The sequence below is a fragment of the Sphingomonas kyungheensis genome (assembly GCF_037120395.1).
Taxonomy (GTDB): domain Bacteria; phylum Pseudomonadota; class Alphaproteobacteria; order Sphingomonadales; family Sphingomonadaceae; genus Sphingomonas; species Sphingomonas kyungheensis.
In genome coordinates, this window is the sequence record NZ_JBBBDM010000003.1 from 73,653 (window position 1) to 97,358 (window position 23,706).

The following is a 23,706-nucleotide window of genomic DNA, read 5'->3' on the forward strand; positions in this document are numbered from 1 at the left end:
GTCACGCGCAACCCTGACCGCCCGTATCCATGGATCCCGGCTTTCGCCGGGATGACGAGGGTGGGGCCAGGTGGTCCATCACCGCCGATGCCGCGACGGGGACTAGCGCCTCCGCCCCGGCATCCCTATTCCCAAGCCATGGCGCTGACCGCTCTCGACATCATCGTTCTCGTCGCCGTGCTCGGGGCGGCGCTGCTCGGGCTCAAGCGCGGGTTCGTCACCGAGGTGCTGTCGCTGTTCGCCTGGGTGGCGATCGTCGCGATGCTCAAGCTGTTCCACGTCACGCTCGCCGCCAAGCTTAGCGGCACGATCGGGACCCCGTCGGGGGCGGCGGTGGCGGCGTTCGTCATCATCGCGGGCGGCACCTATCTCGGCGGCAAGCTCGTCGCCAATGCGATCGGCAAGCGGACGCGGCAGTCGATCCTCGGCCCGGTCGATCGCGCGCTCGGCTTCGGCTTCGGCGCGCTCAAGGGGCTGATCATCGCCAGCCTCGGCTTTCTCGTCGCGGCGCTGCTGGTCGATACCGCCAACGGCGGCCCGGCGCGCCGGCCTGAGTGGATGACCCATTCGCGCTGCTATAATCTGCTCAACGCGACCAGCGCGGGGATCGCCGATTTCGTCGATCGGCGCCGGCGCGGCCTTCCCGTCTTTGGCGCGCGCCCCGCCGCCGAACCATCGAGCCAGCCATGACCGCCAGCCTGTACAATGCCGACATCCTGCGGCTCGCCGCGTCGATCCCGCATCATGCGCGGCTCGACCATGCGCAGGCGACCGCGGAGAAACGATCGCCGATCTGCGGCAGCCGGGTGACGGTCGACATCGGCCTCGACGCGGCGGGGCGGGTGGGCGAGGTGGGGCTGCTGGTGCGCGCCTGCGCGCTCGGCCAGGCGTCGTCGTCGCTGCTCGCGCAGGCGATCCTCGGCAAGACACCCGAGGAGCTGGCCGCCGCCCGCGACGGGCTGACCGGCTGGCTCGCCGGCGAGGGCGCGATGCCCGATTGGCCGGGGCTGGCGGTGTTCACCCCGGCCCTGTCCTTCACCGCACGCCACGCCTCGATCCGGCTGGCGTTCGAGGCGGCGGCGGAGGCCGCCTTCGCCGCACGCGAGGCGCATGCCGATGCATGAGGCGGCGCAAGGCGCGTCGCTGCTGCGCGACGGCGTCATCCTGCTCGGGTTCGGACTCGCCTTCGTCCTGCTGTTCCGCAAGCTCGGGCTCGGCGCGACGCTCGGCTTCCTCGTCGCCGGCGCGGTGGTCGGGCCGCACATTCTCGGTCTGGTCGGCGATGCCGAATCGAAACTGGGGATCGCCGAACTCGGCATCACGCTGCTGCTGTTCATCGTCGGGCTGGAGCTCAACCCGACGCGGCTGTGGCGGATGAAGCAGGAGATTTTCGGGCTCGGGCTGATCCAGGTGGTGGTGTGCGGGCTGGCGATCTCCGGCATCGTCTATGCCTTTGCGCATTTCTCGCCGACCGCGGCGCTGGCGCTCGGCCTGCCGCTGGCGCTGTCGTCGACCGCGCAGGTGCTGCCGCTGCTGCAATCCTCGGGTCGGCTGCGCACCCCGTTCGGCGAGCGCGCCTTTTCGATCCTGCTGTTCCAGGATCTGTCGATCGTCCCGCTGATCACGATCGTCGCGGCGATGAGCCGCAACCCCGCCGACGCCAACGGACCGCCGGGCTGGCTGCTCGCGCTCTACACGGTGGTGGCGGTGGCCGGGCTGGTGCTCGCCGGGCGGTTCGTGCTGCGGCCGCTGTTCCGGCTGATCGGCAATCTCAACGAGCGCGAGATGTTCGTCTTCGCCGCGCTGTTCACGGTGATCGCGAGCGCGGCGGTGATGGAGGCGCTCGGCCTGTCGACCGCGCTCGGCGCGTTCATCGCCGGGGTGATGCTCGCCGACAGTCCGTATCGCCACGAGCTGGAGGCGGATGTCGAGCCGTTCCGTTCGATTCTGCTCGGGCTGTTCTTCCTCGTCGTCGGCATGATGCTCGATCTGCACGCGATCGCCGAGCGGCCGCTGTTCGTCGCGGGGATGGCGCTGGCGCTGATCGCCACCAAGACTTTGGTGATCACCGGCATTGGCCTGGCCTTCCGCATGACGTGGCGCAGCGCGCTCGCGCTCGGCGTGCTGCTCAGCCAAGGTGGCGAATTCGGTTTCGTGCTGTTCGCGCAGGCGCAGAACGGCCTGCTCGTCGCGCCGGAAGCGGCGAGCCTGTTCGGCGCGATCATCACCGTGTCGATGGCGACGACGCCGTTCCTGATGGGCGCGACCCGGCGCTTCCGCGAGGAGCCGGTGGTCAAGGACCAGGCGCGCGACGGGCCGAAGGCGGAGGGCGCCAATGCGATCATCGTCGGTTACGGTCGCTTCGGCCAGACGGTCGGCCAGATGCTGCTCGCGCAGAAGATCCCGGTGACGCTGATCGACCGCGATATCGAGATGATCGACATCGCCGGTGAGTTCGGCGCGAAGGTCTATTACGGCGACGGCACCCGGCTCGACTTGCTGCGTCAGGCGGGGGCGGCGGAGGCGGAGCTGATCCTGTTCTGCGTCGACGGCGACCAGATCGACCCCGAGACGCTGGAAGGCATCCACGAAGCCTTCCCCGATGCCGCGATCTACGTCCGCGTCTTCGACCGGCGGGCGCTGGTCAAGCTCAAGCGCGCCTCGGGGGTCTTTGTGGTGCGCGAGGTGCTCGAATCGGCGGTGAAGATGGCGCGGGTGGCGATGCGCGATCTCGGCATCGCCGGTGCCGAGATCGATCGCGCCGAAGAGAGCTATCGCGCCCGCGACAAGGAGCGGCTGCGCATCCAGATCGCGGCGAACGACATTCGCGCGGCGCGCTCGCTCGTCGCCGAGCAGCAGCCCTGGGGGGATGATCCGCGATGATCGTGGCGATACTGGCGGCGCTGTCGGGCGCGATCGCGGTGGCGGCGGGGGCGATGGGCGCGCATGGCGCGACCGGCGTCGCGGCCGAATGGCTCAAGACCGGGGCGCAATATCAGATGATCCATGCGGTCGCGGCGCTGGTCGCGCTCCGCTTCGAGGCGCGCGGGGCGGCGTGGCTGTTCGTCGTCGGCGCGGCGATCTTCGCCGGCACGCTCTATCTGATGGCGAAGGGCGCGCCGCACTGGCTCGGTGCGGTGACGCCGATCGGCGGCGCGCTGCTGATCGGCGGCTGGCTGTGGCTGGGGTGGTCGCTGCGCGGGTGATACGCGGATGAGGGATGGCAGGCTGGCGGCGCAGCTGCATCCGTCATCGCGGCGGTTGTCCTCACCCTTGAGCAGCCGCGCCGGTCTCCCGCACGTCCGCGGCCTCAACCAAATTCGCTCCGTTCCGGCGTAACGGTTCCGCGGGGCGCCGCCGATCCGCTACAGTGATCCTATGTCCCGCCCTGCGTCCAACCTGCTTCCCTATGCCGCGCTGGTCGCCGCGATCGTCGCCTTCTGCGGCGGCACCTCGTTCGCCAAACGCTTGTTCCCGCTGGTCGGGGCGGAGGGGACCACCGCCTATCGCGTCGGTTTCTCGGCGTTGCTGCTGCTCGTCGCGATGCGGCCGTGGCGATTCGCGCTGACCCGGCACGATGCCGGGCGGCTGCTCTGCTACGGTCTGGCGCTCGGGGCGATGAACCTCAGTTTCTACATGGCGCTGCGCACGCTGCCGCTCGGGCCGGCGATCGCGATCGAGTTTCTCGGGCCGCTGGCGGTGGCGCTCGCCCATGCGCGGCGCGCGGTGCACGTCGCGCTGGCGGGACTGGCCGTGGCGGGTCTGTGGCTGCTGCTCCCGGTCCATGGTGGCGCGCAGTCGCTCGATCCGGTCGGCATCGGCTTCGCGTTCGGCGCGGCGACGGGCTGGGCCTGCTATATCCTCGCCGGGCGACGCACCGGGCATCTGCCGGCGGGGCAGGCGGTAGCGCTCGGCATGGTCGCCGCCGCGCTGCTCGTCGTGCCGATCGGTATCGCGCATGCCGGCGCGGCGCTGCTCACGCCGTTGTGGCTCGGCATGGGGGTGATCGCGGCGCTGCTGTCGAGCGCCATCCCCTATTCGCTCGAGATGATCGCGTTGCAGCGCATCCCGCCGCATAGCCTCGGCGTGCTGCTCAGCCTCGAACCGGTGGTCGGCGCGCTCGCCGGCGTAGCGCTGCTCGGCGAGACGCTGAGCCTGACGCAATGGGGCGCGATCGCGATGGTCGTCGCCGCATCGATCGGGGTGATCGTTACGACCCCGGACAGCAAGCAGAAGGTGGCGGCATGACGCCGGATATCGCCGAACAGGATCGCCGTGCCGCGCTGATCGCGGCGGAAGATCGCGCGCTCGAACTGATCGAGCGGATCGTCGCCGACGGGCTGATCCGGCCGGGACGCAGCGAGCGCGACATCGAACAGGCGATCAAGCATGTCGCGCAGGACGCATTCGGCGTCGCGCAGGACTGGCACAAGCGCATCGTCCGCGCCGGGCCCAACACGCTGGCGATCTTCGCCGACAACCCGCCGGTGGTGACGGTGGCCGAGGAGGACATCGTCTTCGTCGATCTCGGCCCGGTGTTCGGCACCTGGGAGGCGGATGTCGGGCAGAGTTTCGCGATCGGCAGCGACCCGGCGCGGCAGGCGCTCGTCGCCGAACTGCCGCGCCAGTTCGCGCTGATCGACGCGCGGCTGTCGGCGCAGCCGGACATCACCGGCGCCGACCTCTACGATTATGCCTGCCTCAGCGCGGCGGCGGCCGGCTATCGCTTCGGCGGGCAGATCGCGGGGCATATCGTCGCCGAATTCCCGCACGCCCGGCTGCCGGGTGCGCGGCAGGCGCATCATATCAGCCCGGCCAACCCGCTGCCGCTGAGCGATCCCGACGCGCACGGCCGCACCCGGCACTGGATCATCGAAGTGCATCTGATCGACCCGGACGGGCGGTTCGGCGGCTTCTACGAGCGGCTGGCGGGGCGCTAACGCTTCTTGCGGCAGGCGTCCGAGCAATAGACGACGGCATCCCAGTCGCGCGCCCATTTCTTGCGCCAGGTGAACGGGCGTTCGCAGGCCGGGCAGATCTTGCTCGGCAGATCGCGCTTGGCGACGCCGTTGGGCATCAGCGCGCCTGCCGGTCGAGAAAGGCCGCGACGGTATCGAGATCGACCGTGCGGTCGAGATAGGTCCGGCCGATGCCGCGGGCGAGCAGGAAGGGCAGGGTGCCCGCCGCCATCTTCTTGTCGTGACGCATATGGTCGACCAGCGTCGCACCGCTCGCGCCGATCCCCGCGGCGGCGAGCCCGTCCGGCAGGCCGATCGCGCGCAGGTGGGCGGCGACCCGCGCCGCATCGGCGGCCGGGGCGATGCCCTGTTCGGCGGAGAAGGCGAAGGCGAGCGCGCAGCCGGCGGCGACCGCCTCGCCATGCAGCAGCGCCTGCGAGAAGCCCGCTTCCGCCTCGAGCGCATGGCCGAAGGTATGGCCGAGGTTGAGCAGCGCGCGCGTGCCGTTGGTCTCGTGCTCGTCGGCGGCGACGATCCGCGCCTTGGCGGCGACGGCATGGGCGATCGCCTGATCGCGCGCGGCGGGATCGCCGGCGATCAGCGCCGCGCCATGCGCCTCGCACCAGTCGAAGAAGGCGGGATCGTCGATCAATCCGTATTTGACCACCTCGGCATAGCCGGCGCGTACCTCGCGCGCCGGGAGCGTATCGAGCAGCGCCGGGTCGATCAGCACCAGCGACGGCTGGTGGAAGGCGCCGATCAGATTCTTGCCGGCGCGGGTGTTGATCGCGGTCTTGCCGCCGACCGAACTGTCGACCTGCGCGAGCAGCGAGGTCGGGATCTGGACGAAGCGGCAGCCGCGCTTGAGGATCGCGCAGGCGAAGCCGACGAGATCGCCGATCACCCCGCCGCCGAGCGCGATGACATGATCGCCGCGCTCGATGCCGAGATCGAGCAGCCGGTCGCAGAGCGCGGCAAGCTGCGTCCAGCTCTTGGTCTGCTCGCCCGGCGGCAGTACGATCGTCTCGCTGCGCACGTCCGCGGCGGCGAGCACCGCCTGCAGGCGTTCGGCATGGCCGCGGACGTTCTCGTCGGTGACGATCGCCAGCGTCCGCCCGCGCGCGAGCGGGGCGAGGTGGTCGGCGGCGCGGTCGAGGACGCCGGCTTCGATGACGATGGGATAGCTGCGGTCGCCGAGCGCGACGGTGATCACGGTCATGCCGCGTGCCGCCCGTGGCCGATCGCCTTCAGGATCGCGTTGACCGTGGCCTCGTGCGGAGCGGTGTTGCTGGTGATATGGATATGCGCCTCGGCGTAGATCGGGTTGCGGATGGTGGCGAGTTCGGCGAGCACCTGCCGCGGGTCCTTGCCGCGCAGCAGCGGGCGCGTATCGCGCCGGCCGACGCGCTCGGCGAGCACGTCGGGATGCGCGCGCAGCCAGATGGCGGTCGCGTCGGCGAGGATCAGCGCCCGCGTCTCGTCGTTGATGAAGGCGCCGCCGCCGGTGGCGATCACCTTGGGCGTGCCGTCCATCAATCGCTGGATGACGCGGCGTTCGCCGTCGCGGAAATAAGCCTCGCCGAAGCGTTCGAAGATTTCGGCGATCGTCATGCCGGCGGCCTGTTCGATCGCGGTGTCGGCATCCACGAAGGGCAGTCGCATCCGGCTCGCCAGCCGCCGCCCGACCGTCGACTTGCCGACGCCCATCAGCCCGACCAGCACGATCGGCCGAGCCGGATCGCGTCGCTTGGGGCCGGTCGGCGGGGGATGAGCGCTTTGCAACATGGAACGGAGCGCTATACAGCGGGTCCGGACGGGGCAAAAGCTCCGCATCCGCCTTTTACGCGTCTTAAGGTACGGTATGTCTCGCTTGGTTCTCTCCGTCGTCGTCATCCTCGTCGTGGTGGTCGGCGGTCTGTTCCTGCTCGCCGGCCGGGCGTCGGAGCGGCCGCAGACGCATGTCGAAAAGGCCGTGACGCTTGCCAACCTCAGCTGACGCCGGCGTAATCTGGGGTCGGGGGACAGGATGAAGGCTCGCACGCATCGGGCGCGGCGGCTGCGACAGGTGACGCGCGGCGTCGCCGGCGTGGCGATCGTCGCGGCGGCCGTCGCCGCTTACGCGCAGGAGAAGCCCGAATCGATCCTGCCGCCGGGCTTCGGCGAGCCCGCGCCGGCACCGTCCGCCCGCCCGGCGGCGACGCCGCGCCCGGCGCCCGCCGCGAGCGGCGGCGCGGCGAGCGTGCCCGCACCGCTGCCCGTGCCGGCCCCAACCGGTCTGGTCCAGCCGCTGCCCGGCGAGACGCCGATCCCGCTCGCCAGCGCGACGCCGTCGCCGACGCCGACGGTCGACCCCGCGGTACTCGCGCAATATGAGATGCCACTGTCCGCGCGCCGTTCGCTCGACCGGGTCGGGCCGGCGGGGCCGCACGAGGGCGCGCTCGCGCCCGACGCCTTCGGTGAGGCGGACGGCCGCTATCTCGAACGGTTGATGCGCAGCGTCGCCGCGCCCTTGCCGTCGCGTTGGCTGTCGATTCTGTTGCGACGCACGCTGGTGGCACAGGTCGATACGCCCGCGGCGGTCGACGGCGCCGACTTCGCCGCCGAGCGCGCCTGGCTGCTGCTGCGCATGGGTGAGGCAGTCGGCGCCCGCGCGGTGGTGCAGAGCGTCGACAACGACAATTACACCCCCAAACTCTATCAGGTCGCGCTCAACACCGCGCTCGCGACCGGCGATCCGTCGGAAATGTGCCCGATCGCCGATGCCGCGCTGGCGGCGACGCATGAGCGGGGCTGGTCGCTCGCGCAGGCGATGTGCGCGGGGCTCGCCGGCGAGCCCGCCCGCGCCAAGGCGCTGGTCACCGCCGCGCGGCGGCGCAACGTCGCGACCGGTATCGATCTGCAACTCGCGCAGAAGGTGGTCGGCGCCGGCCCCAATGGCGGGCAGGCGGTGACGATCGAATGGGCGGGGGTGGATACGCTCACCGCCTGGCGCTTCGGGCTCGCCGCGGCGACCGGGGTGACGATCCCCGATAGCCTGTTCGCGACCGCCGGGGCGCAGGCGCGCTATTGGTATGCGCTGTCGCCGTCGATCCCGATGGCGGACCGCCTGCCGGCGGCGGAGGCGGCCGCCGGGCAGGGCGTGCTGTCGTCGGCGGCGCTGGTCGATCTGTACGGCGCGCTCGACGCCGCCAATGAGACGCCCGCGCCGATCGCCGCGTCGATCAACGATCTGCGCACCGCCTATATCGGCGCCGACATGCCGACGCGCCTCACCGCGCTGCGCAACCTCTGGGGTGGCACCGCCGGACAGCCGGCCTATCCGCGGCTGGTGCTCACCGCCCGCGCCGCGGCGCGGCTGCCGGCGCGGACCGGCATCGCCGAGGCGCCGCAGCTCGTCGCGTCGATGCTGACCGCTGGGCTCGATCGCAGCGCGGCGCGCTGGCGGGCGGCGGTGGACGAGGGTAGCGATGCCTGGGCGATGATCGCGCTCGCCGATCCCGACAGCGGCGGCCGGCTCAGCTACCGGCAATTGTCCGCCTATGCGGGCAGCGGCGATGCCGCGCTCAAGCAGCGGCTGTTCTTCGCAGGGCTTGCCGGTCTCGGCCGGCTCAGCCCCGACGATATCGAGCGGGCGGCAGCGGCGCTCGACGTGCGGATCGGCGCGGAGACCAGCTGGACGCGCGCGATCGATCGCGCCGCGGCGGACAATCAGCCGGGGACGGTGGCGCTGCTTGCCGCGATCGGCATGCAGACGCCGCACTGGCGCGGGGTGCCGCCGGCGATGCTCTACCGCATCGTCTCGGCGCTGCGCGCGGTCGGACTGGAGGGCGAGGCGCGGATGATCGCGGCGGAGGCGCTCGCGCGCGTGTGAGCGGCGACCGCGCGCTGATCGAGCGGTTCCTCGAAATGCTGGCGGCGGAGGCCGGTGCCGCGACGAATACGATCGCCGCCTATCGCAGCGACCTGACGCTCGCCGCGGCGGCTTTGCCCGACGGGCTCGTCGCCGCGACTCCGAATCAGGTGCAGGCGCTCGCCGAGCAATGGCGCGCGCTGGCGCGCAGCACCGTGGCGCGCAAGGCCGCCGCGCTGCGGCGGTTCTACAGCTTCCTCACCGAAGAGGGCCACCGCGCCGACGATCCGGGCAGCGCGCTGCCGCGGCCGGGGCCGGCGCGGCGGCTGCCCAAGGTGCTCGATCACGGCGATGTCGAGCGCCTGTTCGCGGTGATCGCGGCGCGGGTCGAGGGCGAGCGGCCGCTGCCGGGCGACCTGCGGCTCGCCGCTCTGGTCGAGCTGCTTTACGGATCGGGGCTGCGCGCCACCGAATTGGTCAGCCTGCCGCGCAACGCGATCCACCCCGACCGTCCGTTCCTGATCCTCAAGGGCAAGGGCGGGCGCGAGCGGCTGGTGCCCCTGTCGGATCGCGCCCGCGCGGCGGTGGCGCGGTGGCGGACGCAGGTGCCGGCCGACGCGCCCTGGCTGTTCCCCTCGGGCCGCGGCCATCTCACCCGCATCCGCCTCTACCAGTTGGTCAAGGCGCTCGCCGCCGAGGCGGGCATCCCGCCCGACCGGGTCAGCCCGCACGTGCTACGCCATGCCTTTGCGACGCACCTGCTTGCCGGCGGCGCCGATCTGCGCGCCTTGCAGGCGATGCTCGGCCACGCGGATATCGCCACCACCGAGATCTACACGCACGTCGATGCGAGCCGGCTGGTCGAGCTGGTCAACGCGCGCCATCCGCTCGGCGATCCGGGGCGCGTTGACGGACGCGCGCGTCGCCCGTAACCCGCGCAGCATGGCGAGCTTCCTCGAATTTGAAAAACCGATTGCCGAATTGCAGGGCCGGATCGACGAGCTGCGGGCGACCGCGGCCGACGGTACGATCGACATTGCCGCCGATCTGGCACGGTTGCAGGCGAAATCCGACAAATTGCTGCGCGATACCTTCGCCAAGCTGACCCCGTGGCAGAAGACGCAGGTCGCGCGTCATCCCGAACGGCCGCATTTCAAGGACTATGTCGCCGGCCTGTTCGACGAGTTCGTGCCGCTCGCCGGCGATCGCGCCTTTGCCGACGATCAGGCGATCATGGGTGGCTTCGCGAGCTTCCGCGGCCGCAAGGTGATGGTGCTCGGCCACGAGAAGGGTGCCGATACCGCCAGCCGGCTGCGCCACAATTTCGGCATGGGCAAGCCCGAGGGCTATCGCAAGGCGATCCGGCTGGTCGACATGGCGAGCCGATTCGGCCTGCCGGTGGTGACCCTGGTCGACACGATGGGCGCCTTCCCCGGCATCGAGGCGGAGGAACGCGGTCAGGCCGAGGCGATCGCCCGCTCGACCGAGGCCTGCCTTGCCGCCGGCGTGCCGGTGGTCGCGGCGATCGTCGGCGAGGGCGGGTCGGGCGGCGCGGTGGCGCTCGCGGCGGGCAATCGCGTGCTGATGTTCGAACACGCCATTTATTCGGTGATCAGCCCCGAAGGCTGCGCCTCGATCCTGTGGCGGACCGCCGACAAGGCGGCGGATGCGGCCGAGGCGATGCGCGTCACCGCGCAGGATCTCAAGACTTTCGGCGTGATCGACACGATCGTGCCCGAGCCGCTGGGCGGTGCGCATCGCGACCCCGCCGAGGCAATCCGCCTGCTCGGCGATGCGCTCGACGCGGCGCTCGCCTCGCTCGACCATCGCGACGCGGCGACGTTGCGGCAGGAGCGGCGCGAGAAGTTCCTGGCGATGGGCCGGCTCTGACGCGAGGCGGCAAACGAAGAGGGCGGCGGAACCATCGTCCCGCCGCCCCCGTGATTCGGTCGTAAACTGTGGCTCAGGTGGCCGACATGTTCGACGACACGTTCGAGAAGGTGGTCTTCAGCTTGTTGCCGAGGCCCTGCATCGCGGCGATCGCGGCGACCGCGATCAGAGCGGCGATCAGGCCGTATTCGATGGCGGTCGCGCCCTTGCTGTTCTTGATGAACTTGCGGATCGTCTGCATTCCGGTCTCCAATATACGATTACTTCAGTCACCCGGCTGAACCGGTGAACCGGAGCAGCGGTGGTGGGATAGCCTGACCAAGGTTGCTAAACTTTTAAACGAACTGGACATTTTCCGCCGAAACGGTGGCGATCGATCAGCCGGCGTTGACCACCTTGGTGCTCACCGTCTGCCAGACGTTGGTGTTGGCATTGGCGACCTGCTTGAGCGCGACAACCATGACGATGACGATCAGCGCGACGATCAGGCCATATTCGACCGCGGTCGCGCCGCGCGAATCGCGCCACACGGACGACGTCGGGCGCCGGCGGGGGCGACGGGGCAGGCGGATCGTCATTTGATCGGCAAGTAATTGGAGAGATTTAAGGAATGGCTGACGACCGGAGCGAAAACACGGCCGGCGGCATCGCGCTGATGCCGGTGGTGGCGGCGGCTTTGCTCGATGCGCGGGGGCGGGTGCTGCTGCAACGCCGCCCGTCGGGCAAGCAGATGGCCGATCTGTGGGAATTCCCCGGCGGCAAGGTCGAGGCGGGCGAAACGCCCGAGGCGGCGCTGGTGCGCGAGTTGGGAGAGGAACTGGCGATCCGCGTCGTTCCGGCGGCGATGACGCCGCTGGCCTTCGCCAGCGCCGCGCTGGGCGCGAAGCACCTGCTGCTGCTGCTTTACGTCATCCGCGACTGGACGGGCACGCCGCAGCCGCTCGAGGCGAGCGCGCTCGCCTGGGTGGCGCCCGCGGCGATGGCCGAGCTGGCGATGCCGCCCGCCGACGTGCCGCTGGTGGCGGCGCTTGCGCATTTCCTCGCAATCCAAGGTTGACGGTCCGCGCAAAACCGACCATCAGCCGCCCTCCCGCGTCGAGGCCCGATGGCGGAGTGGTGACGCAGAGGACTGCAAATCCTTGCACCCGGGTTCGATTCCCGGTCGGGCCTCCAATCCCTCGCGGGCGGTCAGTCGGACATCTTCACCCGCGCCGCGTCGCGCGGCAGCAGCATCGGCCGCATCCGCAGCCCGAGGCAGATCACTGTCGGCCAGAACAGCGTGTTGAGCACGTCGGACGTGGTGTCCTCCCAGCGCCACGAGCCGAAGTTGAGCCGATCCATCACCTCGTTGAACAGCTCCGCCGCGACGACGAACGACCAGGGCACGAAACTGCCGAGCGAGCGCCGGGTGAGCAGCCGCGCCACCATCAGCACCGCCAGGCCGGCGTGGATATGCAGGATGGTATCGGGCAGGCCGGTGCCGTCGCCGATCCAGTCGATGAACTTGTGATAGGTCGCAGGAAGCATGGCGCGCGCCATAGGCAAGCGCCGCGCCGTACGCCATCGATTTGCCGGCGCGGTGCATTTGCGCTGCCTCCGCTTGGCGCGACGCGCACTGCGCGATACAAGCGCTAGGTCACGAAGTGTATTGCGCAGCTAATACGGTTGTGCGAGAGGGATCCAGCATGAACATCACCGCCGACACCCACCAGCCCGATGCCGCCGAATTGTCGGTGATGCGGCAGGCGATGGTCGCCAGCCAGCTGCGCACCAACGCGGTCAACGATCAGCGGGTGCTGGTCGCGATGAACACCGTGCCGCGCGAGGAGTTCGTGCCCGCCGAATCGCGCGCGCTCGCCTATCGCGACACCGCGCTGCCGGTCGCCGGCGGACGCGCGATCAACCTGCCGATGGTGATCGGCCGGCTGCTCACCGAAGCCTATCTCGAAAAGAACGATCGCGTGCTGCTGATCGCCGCCGCGGGCGGCTATACCGCAGCGCTGCTCGCGCAGATCGTCGCCGAGGTCGTCGCGGTCGAGGAGGATGCGACGCTGCTCGGGCTGGCACGGCAGGCGCTTGCCGCGACGCCCAACGTCACGCTGGTCGAAGCGCCGCTGCGCGAGGGCCATGCCGCTGCGGCGCCCTATGACGTGCTGATCGTCGACGGCGCGGTCGAGCACCTGCCCGAGACTTTGATCGATCAAGTCAAGGTCGGTGGGCGTGTGGTAACCGGGCTGATCGAAAATGGCGTCGTGCGCCTCGCCAGCGGCCGCAAGACCGAAGGCGGCTTCGGTCTGGCGCCGTTCCTCGACTGCGATTGCGTGACGCTGCCGGGCTTCGCCAGGCCACAGGGTTTCCGGTTCTAGGCAATGATAAACGGGGGGATGATGCGGGGATTGTTGTTGGGGGGCGCGGCGTTGATCGGGCTCGCCGCGCCGGCGGGGGCGGAGACGCTGCGCGAGGCGCTCGCCAAGGCCTATGCTTCGAACCCGACGCTGACCGGCCAGCGCGCCGCGCAGCGCGCCACCGACGAAAATGTGCCGATCGCCCGCGCCAGCGGCATCCCCGGCGTCAACGTCAGCGGCTCGGTCACCGACAATTTCCTCCAGGCGAACAACAATTTCGCCAATCCCGAGCGGGTCGCGGCGACGTCGCTCAACTTCTCGGTGCCGATCTTTCAGGGCGGCGCGGTCAAGAATTCGGTCCGCGCCGCCGAGACGCGGGTCGATGCCGGCCGCGCGACGCTGCGCGGCGCCGAGGCGAATACCTTCACCAATGTCGTCGCGGCCTATATGAACGTGATCCGCGACGAGGCGATCACCTCGCTCAACCAGCAGAACGTCCGCGTGCTCGAGGTCAATCTGCGCGCCAGCCGCGACCGGTTCCAGGTCGGCGATCTGACGCGGACCGACGTCGCCCAGTCGGAGGCGCGGCTCGCGCTGGCGCGGGCGCAGTTGCAGCAGGCCGAGGCGCAGCTGATCTCGAGCCGCGAGGTCTATATCCAGGTGGTCGGTTCGCCGCCGGTCGCGCTCGAACAGCCGCCGGCCCTGCCCAACCTGCCCGATTCGCCGAACACGGCGGTCAGCGCCGCGCTCAACAACAATCCGAACCTGATCGCTGCGCGGCGGCAGGCGGATGCGACCCGCTACGATGTCGCGGTGGCGCGCTCGAACCGGCTGCCGAAGCTGTCGGTCGTCGCCGGGCCGAATTACTTCAACTATCTGCAGACGTTGCCCGCGGGCTCGTCGCTGCCCAATTCGGGGACGGCGGCGTCGGCGGGCTTGCAGGTGACGCTGCCGATCTTCCAGGGCGGCCGCCCGGCGGCGCAGGTCCGCCAGGCGGAGGCGCTGCGCGGCCAGTCGCTCGAGGCAGTGACCGCCGCCGAACGGGCGGTGGTGGCGCAGACCCGCGGCGCCTATGCGGTATGGCAATCGTCGCAGCAGGTGATCGCCAGCTCGGAGACCGCGGTCAACGCCAACAAGCTCAGTCTCGAAGGCGTGCGCGCCGAGAATAGCGTCGGCACCCGTACCATCCTCGACATCCTCAATGCCGAGCAGGAATTGCTCAACAGCCAGGTGACCTTGGTGAGCGCACGCCGCGACGCCTATGTCGCGGGCTTCGCCCTGCTCGCGGCGATGGGCCAGGCGGAGGCGCGCGACCTTGGCCTCGACGGCGGCTCGCTCTACGATCCCACCGTCAACTACCGGCGCGTCCGCAACCGGATCAGCGACTTCGGCGGCGATGGCGAGCCCGTGCCGGTCGCCCCGTCGACCGCACAGACGCCGCCACAAAATGCCGCGGTTGCGAAGACAACCGACCCGATGCTCGATACGCCGGTTGACAGGACCCCCGCGTTGACGACAGGTGCTGCATCGCCAAGTCGCCAATAACGGCGTCGAAAAGGGTAGGGACGTCAGGACCATGGGGGATATGAGCGCGGAGCCGTCGATGGAAGAGATCCTCTCGTCGATCAAACGTATCATCGCCGAGGAAGGCGAGGGCACGCAGGCGCGCACGCGGCGGACCCGCATGCAGCCGCAGCCGATCGAATCGGACGCCGAGGTGCTCGAGCTGAGCGATCCGATGCCGTCGCCCGCCGCGCCCGAGCCGGTCGCCGAGGTCGCACCGCCCGCGCCGCAGCCCAAGCCGCAGCCGCAGCCCCAGATGATGCAGCCGCCCGCCCCGCACGCGCAGGCCCAGCCGCAGCCCGCGCCGCAACCGACGCGCGGCCCAGCCGTTCAGTCGCCGATGTCCGAGGAACCGATCCTGTCCCACCATGCCGCCGCCGCCAGCCTGGGTTCGCTGGAAACGCTGAGCAAGCTGCTCGTCAAGCCCGAGGCCGAGAGTGACGGCACGCTCGAAGGGCTCGTCCGCGAGATGCTGCGGCCGATGCTGCGCGAGTGGCTCGACACCAATTTGCCCGGACTGGTCGAGACGATGGTCGCGCGCGAAATCGCAAAGATCACCTCGCAGGTCCGCTAATCATCCAAGGGGCTCCCGTCGATCGGGAGCCCCGTGACGAACGTTGCTCTGCCGGTCCGCTGCTCCTAAGCTCGCCGGCATGAGACGTCTGTTCGCCGCGAGCCTGCTCGCCACCGCCGCGGTCGCCGCGCCCGCCGCCGCCCGCCAGCTCACCATCGACGATGTCACCACGCTCAGCCGGATCGGCGCGCCGACCGTCTCTGCGGATGGACGCTGGCTGGTCTGGGCGCAACGCGAGACCGATATCGCCGCCAATCGCGGCCGCTACGATCTCTGGCGGCTCGACCTGTCGCACAAGGGCGCCACGCCCGAACCGCTCGCCAATCAGGCCGCGGTCAACGAAAACGATCCGCAGATCGTCGGCGACAGCGTCTATTTCCGCGCCGACGTCGGCGGCGAGGACGCGATCTGGTCGGTACCGGTCACCGGCGGCACGCCGCGCAAGCTGAGCGACTTCAAGGGCGGCTTCGGCGGCTTCAAGGTCGCGCCGAGCGGTGACCGCATCCTCGTCTGGGCCGATCGCAAGCCCAATGCGCCGAGCCTCGCGCCAGCGATGGAAAAGAAGGATCCCGCTGCCGGCGAGGGTCGCGTCTATGACAAATTGTTCGTCCGCCATTGGGATAGCTGGGTCGACGGAACGCATTCGCAACTGTTCGTGCTGCCGCTGAGCGCGGCGGGCGCGCCCGGCGACGGGGTCGCGCTCGAACACGGGCTCGACGGTGACACGCCGTCGCGGCCGTTCGGCGGCGGCGAGGAAGTCGCATGGAGCGCCGACGGCAGGACCGTCTATTTCGCCCTCCGCGTCGCCGGCACCACCGAACCGCGCTCGACCAATCTCGATATCTGGTCGGTTCCTGCCGACGGCGCGGCTGCGCCGGTCAACCTCACCCCCGACAATCCGGCGACGGATACGCTGCCGACCGTCTCGCCCGACGGGCGCAGCCTCGCCTGGGTGGCGATGAAGCGACCCGGGTTCGAAGCCGACCGGCAGGTGCTGATGCTGCGCGATCTGGCGAGCGGCCAGGTGCGCGCGCTGACGCAAGGGTGGGACCGGTCGGTCGGCTCGATCAGCTGGTCACCTGATTCGAAGCGGCTCTACGTCACCGCGCAGGACACGCAGGAAAACCCGCTGTTCGCGGTCGATCCCGCCTCGGGCAAGGTGACCCGGCTGACGCAGCAGGGGCATGTCTCGGCGGTCGCGGCGACGCCGCGCGGCGCGGTGGTGGCGATCAACAGCCTGACCGCGCCCGACGATTTCTACAGCCTGACGGGCAAGGGCAAGCCGGTGCGGCTGACGCAGGTCAACGCCGCCAAGCTCGCCGGCATCGACATGCCGAGCGTGACGCGGTTCAGCTTCACCGGCGCCAACAGCGATACCGTCTGGGGCTATGCGGTGCGCCCGGCGGGGAGCACGGGCCCGGTGCCGGTCGCCTTCATGGTCCATGGCGGCCCGCAGGGATCGAGCGACAACAGCTGGTCGTACCGCTGGAACCCGGCGGTGTTCGCCGGCGCCGGCTATGGTCTGGTTGCGGTCGATTTCCATGGCTCGACCGGTTACGGTCAGGCCTTCACCGATGCGATCAGCGGCAATTGGGGCGGCTGGCCGCTCGACGATCTCAAGGCCGGGCTCAAGGCGGCGACCGATCGCTTCTCCTGGCTCGACGGCAGCCGCGCCTGCGCGCTCGGCGCCTCCTACGGCGGCTATATGATGAACTGGATCGAGGGGCAGTGGCCCGATCGCTTCCGCTGCATCGTCCAGCACGACGGCGTCTTCGACGCGCGCGCCATGGCCTATGAGACCGACGAACTGTGGTTCGACGAATGGGAACATGGCGGCAAGGCCTATTTCGAGGACCCGCAAGCGTTCGAGAAATGGAACCCGGTCAGTTACGTGCAGAATTGGAAGACGCCCCAGCTGGTGATCACCGGCGAACGCGATTTCCGCATCCCCTATACGCAGGGCCTCGCCGCCTTCACCGCGCTGCAACGGCGCGGCATCCCGTCGCGCCTGCTGGTCAATCCCAATGAAAACCATTGGGTGCTCAAGCCCGCCAATTCGCGGCAATGGTATCGCGAGGTGCTCAGCTGGATGGACCGCTGGACGGCGAAGTAGGTTGGCGCTGCGGTCGCGACGATCTATATCGGAGATGGAGGCCATGATGACCAAGCCGAAGCCCGTCCGCGCCAGTGACCTGCCGACCAAGCGCGTCCGCGCGCCGGACGGCACGGTGATTCACATGAAGGTCGTCCAGGCCGACAGCGCGACTTTCGCGCAGGACATGCTTGCGGCCTTCCGCTCCAACGTCCGGCGGATCAAGTCCGAGCAGCGGAAACTCGCGCGTGCCGAGCAAGACGCCGCGCAAGCCTGAACGGCCGATCCTCTGGATTGTCGCCGGGCCGAACGGCAGCGGCAAGAGTTCGCTCTACAATCGCACTGATATCGAAGGCTGGGGCGGTTCGGTCTGGATCATCAATCCCGACCTGCTGACCGCCAAGATCGCCGAGGTCGAAGCACTGACGGGCGCCGCGGCCAATCTGGTGGCGGTGCAGCGGGTCGAGCATTGGCTCGAAGCTTCGATCGACGCGTACCAGACGATCGGCGTCGAAACCGTCCTGTCCTCGCCCAAATACCGGCGCCTGGTGCAGCGCGCCCGGTCGCACGGCTTCGAGATCAGGATGATCTATGTCGTCCTCGACAATGCGGATCTGCAACTCGCGCGTATCCGTGGCCGGGTCGCCGAGGGCGGCCATGATGTGCCCGCCGACAAGGTGGTTGCGCGCCGGCAGCGCTCTTTCAGCGAGCTGGCGTGGTTCGCGCAGCAGGTGGACGAATGTCTGGTCTTCAACAACTCGACCGGGGAGCCGGAGTTGATCGCCCAAAAAGAGGGCGGCGCGCTGATCTGTTGGGAAAGGCTGCCTGCGGACATGACCGCGGCGCTCGTCGAGGGCGGACTACGGTTGGTCACGGATTTGACTGACTTGGACTAGCGCAAGCGAGTCGCTACAGCCCGGCCATGACCGAGCTTGCCAAGACCTTCGACCCCGCCGCGATCGAGACCCGCTGGTACCAGCATTGGGAGACGAACGGCCTGTTCCGCCCCGATCGCCCGAACGCCGAGCCGTGGACGATCGTCAACCCGCCGCCGAACGTCACCGGCTCGCTCCATATCGGCCATGCGCTCGACAATACGTTGCAGGACATCCTGACGCGGCATGCGCGGCTCAAGGGCAAGGATGCCCTGTGGGTGGTCGGCACCGATCACGCCGGCATCGCCACGCAGATGGTGGTCGAGCGGCAGATGGCGGCACGCGGTGAGCAGCGCAGCGACCTCGGCCGCGAGGCGTTCATCGCCAAGGTCTGGGAATGGAAGGCGGAGAGCGGCGGTGAGATCACCCGCCAGCTGCGCCGGCTCGGCTGTTCGATGGACTGGGCGAATGAGCGGTTCACGATGGACGAGGGCTTTTCGAAGGCCGTCGTCAAGGTGTTCGTCGAGCTGCATCGGCAGGGCCTGCTCTATCGCGACAAGCGGCTGGTCAATTGGGACCCGGGCCTCGGCACCGCGATCAGCGACCTCGAGGTCGAGACGCGGGAAGTGCGCGGCAGCTTCTGGCAGTTGCGTTATCCGCTCGCCGACGGCAGCGGATCGATCACCGTCGCGACGACGCGGCCCGAGACGATGCTCGCCGATATGGCAGTGGCGGTGAACCCGGAGGATGCGCGCTATGCCGATCTCGTCGGCAAGCAGGTGCGGCTGCCGATCACCGGCCGGCTGATCCCGATCGTCGCCGACGACCATGCCGATCCGGCGCTCGGCTCGGGCGCGGTCAAGATCACGCCGGGGCATGACTTCAACGATTTCGAGGTCGGCCGCCGCGCCGGGATCGAGGCGCGCGACATGCTCAACATGCTCGATGCCAAGGCGCGGGTCTGCCAGACCCGCGACGGGCTGATCCCGGCCGACCTGATCGGGCTCGACCGGTTCGAGGCACGCGCGCGCATCGTCGCACGGCTCAAGGACGAGGGCGTGCTGATCCCCCACGTCGACAAGGAGGGCGTCGAGCATGACGCCGAGCCGCGGACGATCCAGACGCCCTATGGCGACCGCTCCGGCGTGGTGATCGAGCCGTGGCTGACCGATCAATGGTATGTCGACGCCAAGACGCTGGCGCAGCGGCCGATCGAGGCGGTGCGCTCCGGCGCGATCGCGATGGTGCCGAAGAGCTGGGAAAAGACCTTCTTCAACTGGATGGACAATATCCAGCCGTGGTGTGTCAGCCGGCAATTGTGGTGGGGGCATCAGGTGCCAGCGTGGTTCGACGCCGCGGGCAATGCCTATGTCGCCGAAACCGAAGAACAGGCGCAGGCGCAGGCGGGGGAGGGCGTCGCGCTGACCCGCGATCCCGACGTGCTCGATACCTGGTTCTCCTCGGCGCTGTGGCCGTTCGCGACGCTCGGCTGGCCCGACAATGCCGACCCGACGCTCGGCGGGCGCTATCCCAACGACGTGCTGATCTCCGGCTTTGACATCCTGTTCTTCTGGGACGCGCGGATGATGATGCAGGGGCTGCACTTCCTCGACGCCGTGCCGTTCAGGACGCTCTACCTGCACGGCCTCGTCCGCGCCGCCGACGGCGCCAAGATGTCCAAGTCGAAGGGCAATACCGTCGATCCGCTCGGGCTGATCGATCGCTACGGCGCGGACGCGCTGCGCTTCTTCATGGCGGCGATGGAAAGCCAGGGCCGCGACATCAAGATGGATGAGAAGCGCGTCGAGGGCTATCGCAACTTCGCGACCAAGCTGTGGAATGCGGCGCGCTTCGCGCAGGCGAACGGCATCGGCGGATCGACGCCGGGCAAGGCGCCGGCGGCGTCGCTCGCGGTCAATCAGTGGATCATCGGCGAGACGATCGCGACGGTGCAGGCGATCGATCTTGCGCTTGCCGACCTGCGCTTCGATGCGGCGGCGGAAGCGATCTACCAGTTCGTCTGGAACCGCTTCTGCGACTGGTATCTCGAACTGATCAAGCCGGTGCTCGGCGACGAGGGCGCGCAGGACGCGGCGGCTGCCGCCGAGACGCGCGCCGTGGCGGGCTGGGTGATCGACCAGATCCTCGTCCTGCTCCATCCGTTCATGCCCTTCATCACCGAGGAATTGTGGCATGCGATGGCGCCGCGCGACCATGATCTGATCGTCGCGCAATGGCCGATGGTCGACGGCGAGCATATCGACGCGGCGGCGATGGCCGACATCGCCTGGCGCATCCGGCTGATCGGCGAGGTGCGCACCGCCAAGAACGAACTCGGCATCGCGCCGGGCACGCAGCTCACCGCTTATGTCCGCGACGCCGATGCGACGACGCAGCGGCGCGTCGCGGGCGCCGAGGCGGCGCTGCGCAAGCTCGCGCGGCTGCAGGGCGTGTCGTTCGATCCGGCTCCGGCCGGCGCGGCGATCCAACTCGTCGTCGACGAGGCGACCTATGTCATCCCGCTCGACGGTGTCATCGATCTCGACGCCGAACGCGCCCGCCTGACCAAGGCGATCGCCGCCGCGGCGAAGGAGCGCGACGCGCTCGCCGGCCGGCTCGGCAACGCCAGCTTCGTCGAGCGCGCCAAGCCCGAGGCCGTAGAAAAGGCGCGCGCCGATCACGCCGAGAAGAGCGCCGAAGCGGAGCGGCTGTCGGCGGCGCTGGCGCGATTGGGGTGATGGGCCCGTCGCCGTGGTGGGATGAGAGGATTTGCGCAGAGGCGCGGAGGACGCAGAGGGGGCGTGGCGCGTGCTGCGCCTTCATGGCCGGTGAGGTAGGCAAGCGATCGAATCCATCCCGTTAGCTTTGAGCTTGTCGAAGGGCGGGGCTCCGCAGGCGGTCCGTGTGTGGAAGGCTGTACGTCGACAGGCTCAGCACGAACGGAGGAGAGGCCCCCCGCCCGCGAAGGCTGTTAGGTGTTGGGGCAGGGGTGGCGGAGCTGCCTTCCGCTATCCTCACCCGCCGCTCTGCGCCGCTTCCTCTTCTCTACAGGCAGAGAGCAGCACGCTCGGGCGACTCGGCAGCGACTATCCCGCAAATCTTCGCGCCCGCCGCCCCTCCGCGCGCGATCCCACCGCCAAGGCTGTTTCGCGACGGCAGCGATATGCCGTAGGGAAACGCCGCGATCAGGCCACAGCGGCCACGCGACAGAGGGATGTCCATGGCGAAGCCGCAACGCGACCTGACCACCGGCCCGATCGGCAAGACGCTGCTGCTGTTCGCGCTGCCGACCTTGGGGTCGAGCGTGCTCCAGTCGATCAACGGCTCGATCAACGCGATCTGGATCGGGCAGCTGCTCGGCGAACGCGCGCTGGCGGCGACGACCAATGCCGGGCTGGTGATGTTCCTGCTCGTCTCGGCGGTGTTCGGCTTCGGCATGGCATCGACGATCCTGATCGGGCAGGCGATGGGGCGGCGCGATATCGATGCGGTCCGCCGCGTCGTCGGCACCGCGCACGGGCTGTTCGCGATCCTGTCGATCGGCGTCGTCGCGCTCGGCTGGTGGAGCGCGCCGGCGATCCTCACCGCGCTGCACACGCCGGCCGACGCCTATCCGCTGGCGCTCGCCTATCTGCGCGTCATCTTCATCGCGATGCCGACCAGCTTCCTCGCGGTGCTGCTCAGCATGGTGCTGCGCGGGGCGGGCGATTCGGTGACGCCGCTCAAGTTCATGGCGCTGGGATCGGTGATCGACGTCGCGCTCAATCCGCTGCTGATCCGCGGCTGGGGGCCGCTGCCCGAACTCGGCATTGCCGGATCGGCGACCGCGACCTTCATCGCCAATACCGTCTCGTTCGCCGCGCTGCTCGGCTATGTCTATCGCCGCGACCTCGTCGTGCGGCTGCGCGGGGCCGAGTGGCGCTATCTGATCCCCGATCCGACATTACTCCGCCCGATCGTCAGCAAGGGCGTGCCGATGGGGTTGCAGATGCTCGTCGCGACCGGATCGGCGCTGGCGATGGTCGGCCTCGTCAACGGCTATGGCACGACGACGACCGCGGCCTATGGCGCGGCGAGCCAGCTCTGGACCTATATCCAGATGCCGGCGATGTCGGTCGGCGCCGCGGTCAGTGCGATGGTCGCGCAGAATATCGGCGCGGGGCGATGGGAGCGGGTCGCGCTGATCACCCGATCGGGGCTGCTGCTCAATCTCGTCATGACCGCGGCGCTGATCGGCGTCGTCGCGCTGCTCGACCGCGCGGTGCTCGGGCTGTTCCTCGGCAGCGACGCGGCGTCGATCGATCTCGCCGCGCATATCAACATCATCGGTTCGGCGAGCTTCCTGCTGTTCGGCGTGTCGATGGTGCTGTCGGCGACGGTGCGGGCGAATGGCGCGGTGGTGGCGCCGTTGCTGATCCTCGCGGTGGCGCTGTTCCCGATCCGGCTCGGCATGGCCTATGCGTTGCAGGGCGATTGGGCGGCGGATGCGATCTGGTGGAGCTTCCCCGCCGGATCGGCGGCGTCGATGGTGATGACGATCCTCTATTATCGTTACGGCGACTGGCGTTCCGGCCGGCTGATCCCGGCGCGGCAGGGCGAGGAACAGGCCAAGGCCGCGACCGAGCCCACCGCCAAGCAGATGCCGGTCGGCTGACCGTCCGCCTCAGTCGGCGGGCACCATCACCTCGATGATCCCCGGCGCGACCGCGGCGGTGACCGGGGTGTGCGCGAGCACCTCGCCGTCGATCGAGATCGGCAGCGACGGCTTGGTGTCGATGCGCAGCGACTTGCCGGAGAAGCTCACCGTATCCTGGTGGCGCGCGTCGAGCTTGAAGAAGCTCGCCGCCCAATTCTTGACGAGCGTGCGCTTGTAGCGGGCGCGAACCGCCTGGACGACGATCTCGCCCGACTGGACCGAGGCTTCGTCGACCAGCCAGGTGCCGCCGTGATAGGGGCCGTTCGAGATGCGCACTTCGACGACGCGCATCGTCTTCGCCTCGACGCCGTCGTCGACGGTGAGGATGAACGGCTTGAAGCGCAGGAACTGCCAACTCGCCCAGCCGAGATAGCCGACCCGGCCGAGCACCTTCTTGAGGCCGTGCGGCACCGTCTCGGCGATCTGCGGGCTGATCCCCATCGCCGCGCAATTGGCGAAATAGTCGCCGTCGATCCGGCCGAGATCGATCCGCGCGCGCTTGCCGGTGCGGATGACGTCGATCGCACCCTCGACGTCCATCGGCAGGCCGAGCGTGCGCGCGAAGCTGTTGGCGGTGCCGAGCGGCAGCACGCCGAGCACCACGTCATGGCCGACGAGCAGGTCGACGAGGCCGCTGATCGTCCCGTCGCCGCCCCCCAGGATGACGAGCTCCGGTTTCTTGACCAGCGCGTTGCGCACCGTCTCGACCAGATCGTCGGGGTTTTCGACGGCATGGGCATCGACCGGGTAGGGCAGGCCGCTCAACGCTTTGCATGCCCGCTCGAACAATGCCTGGCCGCGGCGCGACTTGGCGTTGACGATCAGGGCGGCGGACGTGAACTGCGTCATGGATGTCCCATCGA

General features: G+C 69.4%; 26 protein-coding genes and 1 tRNA gene. 20 read left to right on the forward strand and 7 right to left on the reverse strand.

Annotated features, from left to right (window positions below):
• Nucleotides 1-138 precede the first annotated feature (138 nt).
• From V8201_RS08100 to V8201_RS08125, 6 genes are all read left to right on the forward strand, one after another.
• Complete coding sequence (locus V8201_RS08100; protein WP_037531285.1) at nt 139-690, forward strand: CvpA family protein; 552 nt, start codon at nt 139-141, stop codon at nt 688-690.
• On the forward strand, nt 687-1,124 hold the full coding sequence (locus V8201_RS08105; protein WP_271300747.1) for an iron-sulfur cluster assembly scaffold protein: 438 nt from the start codon (nt 687-689) through the stop codon (nt 1,122-1,124). The genes V8201_RS08100 and V8201_RS08105 overlap by 4 nt, the downstream gene beginning before the upstream one ends.
• The gene (locus V8201_RS08110) at nt 1,117-2,883 is read left to right on the forward strand and encodes a cation:proton antiporter domain-containing protein (protein ID WP_336545296.1); all 1,767 of its coding nucleotides are present in this window, start codon (nt 1,117-1,119) and stop codon (nt 2,881-2,883) included. Before V8201_RS08105 ends, V8201_RS08110 begins: the two co-directional genes overlap by 8 nt.
• Nucleotides 2,880-3,206: a DUF423 domain-containing protein gene (locus V8201_RS08115; RefSeq protein ID WP_336544962.1), complete on the forward strand. Its 327-nt coding sequence runs from the start codon at nt 2,880-2,882 to the stop codon at nt 3,204-3,206. The genes V8201_RS08110 and V8201_RS08115 overlap by 4 nt, the downstream gene beginning before the upstream one ends.
• A gap of 172 nt (nt 3,207-3,378) precedes the next feature.
• Nucleotides 3,379-4,248: an EamA family transporter gene (locus tag V8201_RS08120; RefSeq protein WP_336544963.1), complete on the forward strand. Its 870-nt coding sequence runs from the start codon at nt 3,379-3,381 to the stop codon at nt 4,246-4,248.
• Nucleotides 4,245-4,940 carry a M24 family metallopeptidase gene (locus V8201_RS08125; protein ID WP_336544964.1) on the forward strand — a complete coding sequence of 232 codons (696 nt, stop codon included), beginning with the start codon at nt 4,245-4,247 and terminating at the stop codon, nt 4,938-4,940. The genes V8201_RS08120 and V8201_RS08125 overlap by 4 nt, the downstream gene beginning before the upstream one ends.
• On the opposite strand, the gene V8201_RS08130 is transcribed toward V8201_RS08125, so the two are convergent.
• Genes V8201_RS08130 through V8201_RS08140 form a run of 3 tightly spaced genes read right to left on the reverse strand, consistent with a single transcriptional unit; the run spans nt 4,937 to nt 6,743 of the window.
• The gene (locus V8201_RS08130) at nt 4,937-5,077 is read right to left on the reverse strand and encodes a DUF2256 domain-containing protein (RefSeq protein WP_081792855.1); all 141 of its coding nucleotides are present in this window, start codon (nt 5,075-5,077) and stop codon (nt 4,937-4,939) included. The two genes, V8201_RS08125 and V8201_RS08130, sit on opposite strands and share 4 nt — an antisense overlap.
• Nucleotides 5,077-6,177 carry a 3-dehydroquinate synthase gene (gene aroB / locus V8201_RS08135; protein ID WP_336544965.1) on the reverse strand — a complete coding sequence of 367 codons (1,101 nt, stop codon included), beginning with the start codon at nt 6,175-6,177 and terminating at the stop codon, nt 5,077-5,079. Before aroB ends, V8201_RS08130 begins: the two co-directional genes overlap by 1 nt.
• Entirely contained in the window at nt 6,174-6,743 is a 570-nt protein-coding gene (locus tag V8201_RS08140) for a shikimate kinase (RefSeq protein WP_037531275.1), read from the reverse strand. Before V8201_RS08140 ends, aroB begins: the two co-directional genes overlap by 4 nt.
• A gap of 76 nt (nt 6,744-6,819) precedes the next feature.
• Here V8201_RS08140 and V8201_RS08145 point away from each other — a divergent pair, with 76 nt between their 5' ends.
• The 4 genes from V8201_RS08145 to V8201_RS08160 are packed head-to-tail and all read left to right on the forward strand — an operon-like array spanning nt 6,820 to nt 10,698.
• Nucleotides 6,820-6,954 (forward strand): hypothetical protein, encoded by a 135-nt coding sequence (locus tag V8201_RS08145; RefSeq protein WP_268747100.1) that lies wholly within the window; start codon nt 6,820-6,822, stop codon nt 6,952-6,954.
• Between the two features lie 30 nt (nt 6,955-6,984).
• Entirely contained in the window at nt 6,985-8,829 is a 1,845-nt protein-coding gene (locus V8201_RS08150; RefSeq protein ID WP_336544966.1) for a hypothetical protein, read from the forward strand.
• Complete coding sequence (locus V8201_RS08155) at nt 8,826-9,740, forward strand: tyrosine recombinase (protein ID WP_336544967.1); 915 nt, start codon at nt 8,826-8,828, stop codon at nt 9,738-9,740. Before V8201_RS08150 ends, V8201_RS08155 begins: the two co-directional genes overlap by 4 nt.
• A gap of 10 nt (nt 9,741-9,750) precedes the next feature.
• Nucleotides 9,751-10,698: an acetyl-CoA carboxylase carboxyltransferase subunit alpha gene (locus tag V8201_RS08160; protein WP_336545297.1), complete on the forward strand. Its 948-nt coding sequence runs from the start codon at nt 9,751-9,753 to the stop codon at nt 10,696-10,698.
• Nucleotides 10,699-10,771: 73 nt separating this feature from the next.
• Here the strand turns inward: V8201_RS08160 and V8201_RS08165 are convergent, their stop codons facing one another.
• Nucleotides 10,772-10,939 (reverse strand): Flp family type IVb pilin, encoded by a 168-nt coding sequence (locus V8201_RS08165; protein WP_037531265.1) that lies wholly within the window; start codon nt 10,937-10,939, stop codon nt 10,772-10,774.
• Between the two features lie 136 nt (nt 10,940-11,075).
• On the reverse strand, nt 11,076-11,228 hold the full coding sequence (locus tag V8201_RS08170) for a Flp family type IVb pilin (protein ID WP_333781841.1): 153 nt from the start codon (nt 11,226-11,228) through the stop codon (nt 11,076-11,078).
• Nucleotides 11,229-11,308: 80 nt separating this feature from the next.
• Between V8201_RS08170 and V8201_RS08175 the strand changes: the two genes are divergently transcribed.
• Both V8201_RS08175 and V8201_RS08180 read left to right on the forward strand, forming a co-directional pair.
• Nucleotides 11,309-11,755 carry a (deoxy)nucleoside triphosphate pyrophosphohydrolase gene (locus V8201_RS08175; RefSeq protein WP_336544968.1) on the forward strand — a complete coding sequence of 149 codons (447 nt, stop codon included), beginning with the start codon at nt 11,309-11,311 and terminating at the stop codon, nt 11,753-11,755.
• Between the two features lie 42 nt (nt 11,756-11,797).
• Nucleotides 11,798-11,871: transfer RNA gene (locus V8201_RS08180), tRNA-Cys, on the forward strand.
• A gap of 15 nt (nt 11,872-11,886) precedes the next feature.
• On the opposite strand, the gene V8201_RS08185 is transcribed toward V8201_RS08180, so the two are convergent.
• On the reverse strand, nt 11,887-12,225 hold the full coding sequence (locus V8201_RS08185) for a hypothetical protein (RefSeq protein ID WP_037531339.1): 339 nt from the start codon (nt 12,223-12,225) through the stop codon (nt 11,887-11,889).
• Between the two features lie 158 nt (nt 12,226-12,383).
• Between V8201_RS08185 and V8201_RS08190 the strand changes: the two genes are divergently transcribed.
• From V8201_RS08190 to V8201_RS08225, 8 genes are all read left to right on the forward strand, one after another.
• Complete coding sequence (locus V8201_RS08190) at nt 12,384-13,064, forward strand: protein-L-isoaspartate O-methyltransferase family protein (protein WP_336544969.1); 681 nt, start codon at nt 12,384-12,386, stop codon at nt 13,062-13,064.
• Between the two features lie 18 nt (nt 13,065-13,082).
• A complete protein-coding gene (locus V8201_RS08195; protein ID WP_336544970.1) occupies nt 13,083-14,588 on the forward strand; it encodes a TolC family outer membrane protein in 1,506 nt (501 codons plus the stop codon).
• A gap of 58 nt (nt 14,589-14,646) precedes the next feature.
• Nucleotides 14,647-15,180 (forward strand): DUF2497 domain-containing protein, encoded by a 534-nt coding sequence (locus V8201_RS08200; RefSeq protein WP_336544971.1) that lies wholly within the window; start codon nt 14,647-14,649, stop codon nt 15,178-15,180.
• 79 nt (nt 15,181-15,259) lie between these two features.
• A complete protein-coding gene (locus tag V8201_RS08205) occupies nt 15,260-17,293 on the forward strand; it encodes a S9 family peptidase (RefSeq protein ID WP_336544972.1) in 2,034 nt (677 codons plus the stop codon).
• Nucleotides 17,294-17,339: 46 nt separating this feature from the next.
• A complete protein-coding gene (locus tag V8201_RS08210; RefSeq protein ID WP_336544973.1) occupies nt 17,340-17,549 on the forward strand; it encodes a hypothetical protein in 210 nt (69 codons plus the stop codon).
• Nucleotides 17,521-18,168, forward strand: a complete 648-nt coding sequence (locus V8201_RS08215) for an ATPase (protein WP_336544974.1) — start codon at nt 17,521-17,523, stop codon at nt 18,166-18,168. Before V8201_RS08210 ends, V8201_RS08215 begins: the two co-directional genes overlap by 29 nt.
• Nucleotides 18,169-18,194: 26 nt before the next feature.
• Nucleotides 18,195-20,885, forward strand: coding sequence for a valine--tRNA ligase (locus V8201_RS08220; RefSeq protein ID WP_037531247.1), 2,691 nt, complete (start codon nt 18,195-18,197; stop codon nt 20,883-20,885).
• A gap of 482 nt (nt 20,886-21,367) precedes the next feature.
• Entirely contained in the window at nt 21,368-22,801 is a 1,434-nt protein-coding gene (locus tag V8201_RS08225) for an MATE family efflux transporter (protein ID WP_037531245.1), read from the forward strand.
• Nucleotides 22,802-22,810: 9 nt separating this feature from the next.
• Here V8201_RS08225 and V8201_RS08230 read toward each other — a convergent pair whose 3' ends face one another.
• Nucleotides 22,811-23,692 carry a diacylglycerol/lipid kinase family protein gene (locus tag V8201_RS08230; protein WP_037531243.1) on the reverse strand — a complete coding sequence of 294 codons (882 nt, stop codon included), beginning with the start codon at nt 23,690-23,692 and terminating at the stop codon, nt 22,811-22,813.
• Between the last annotated feature and the right edge of the window lie 14 nt (nt 23,693-23,706).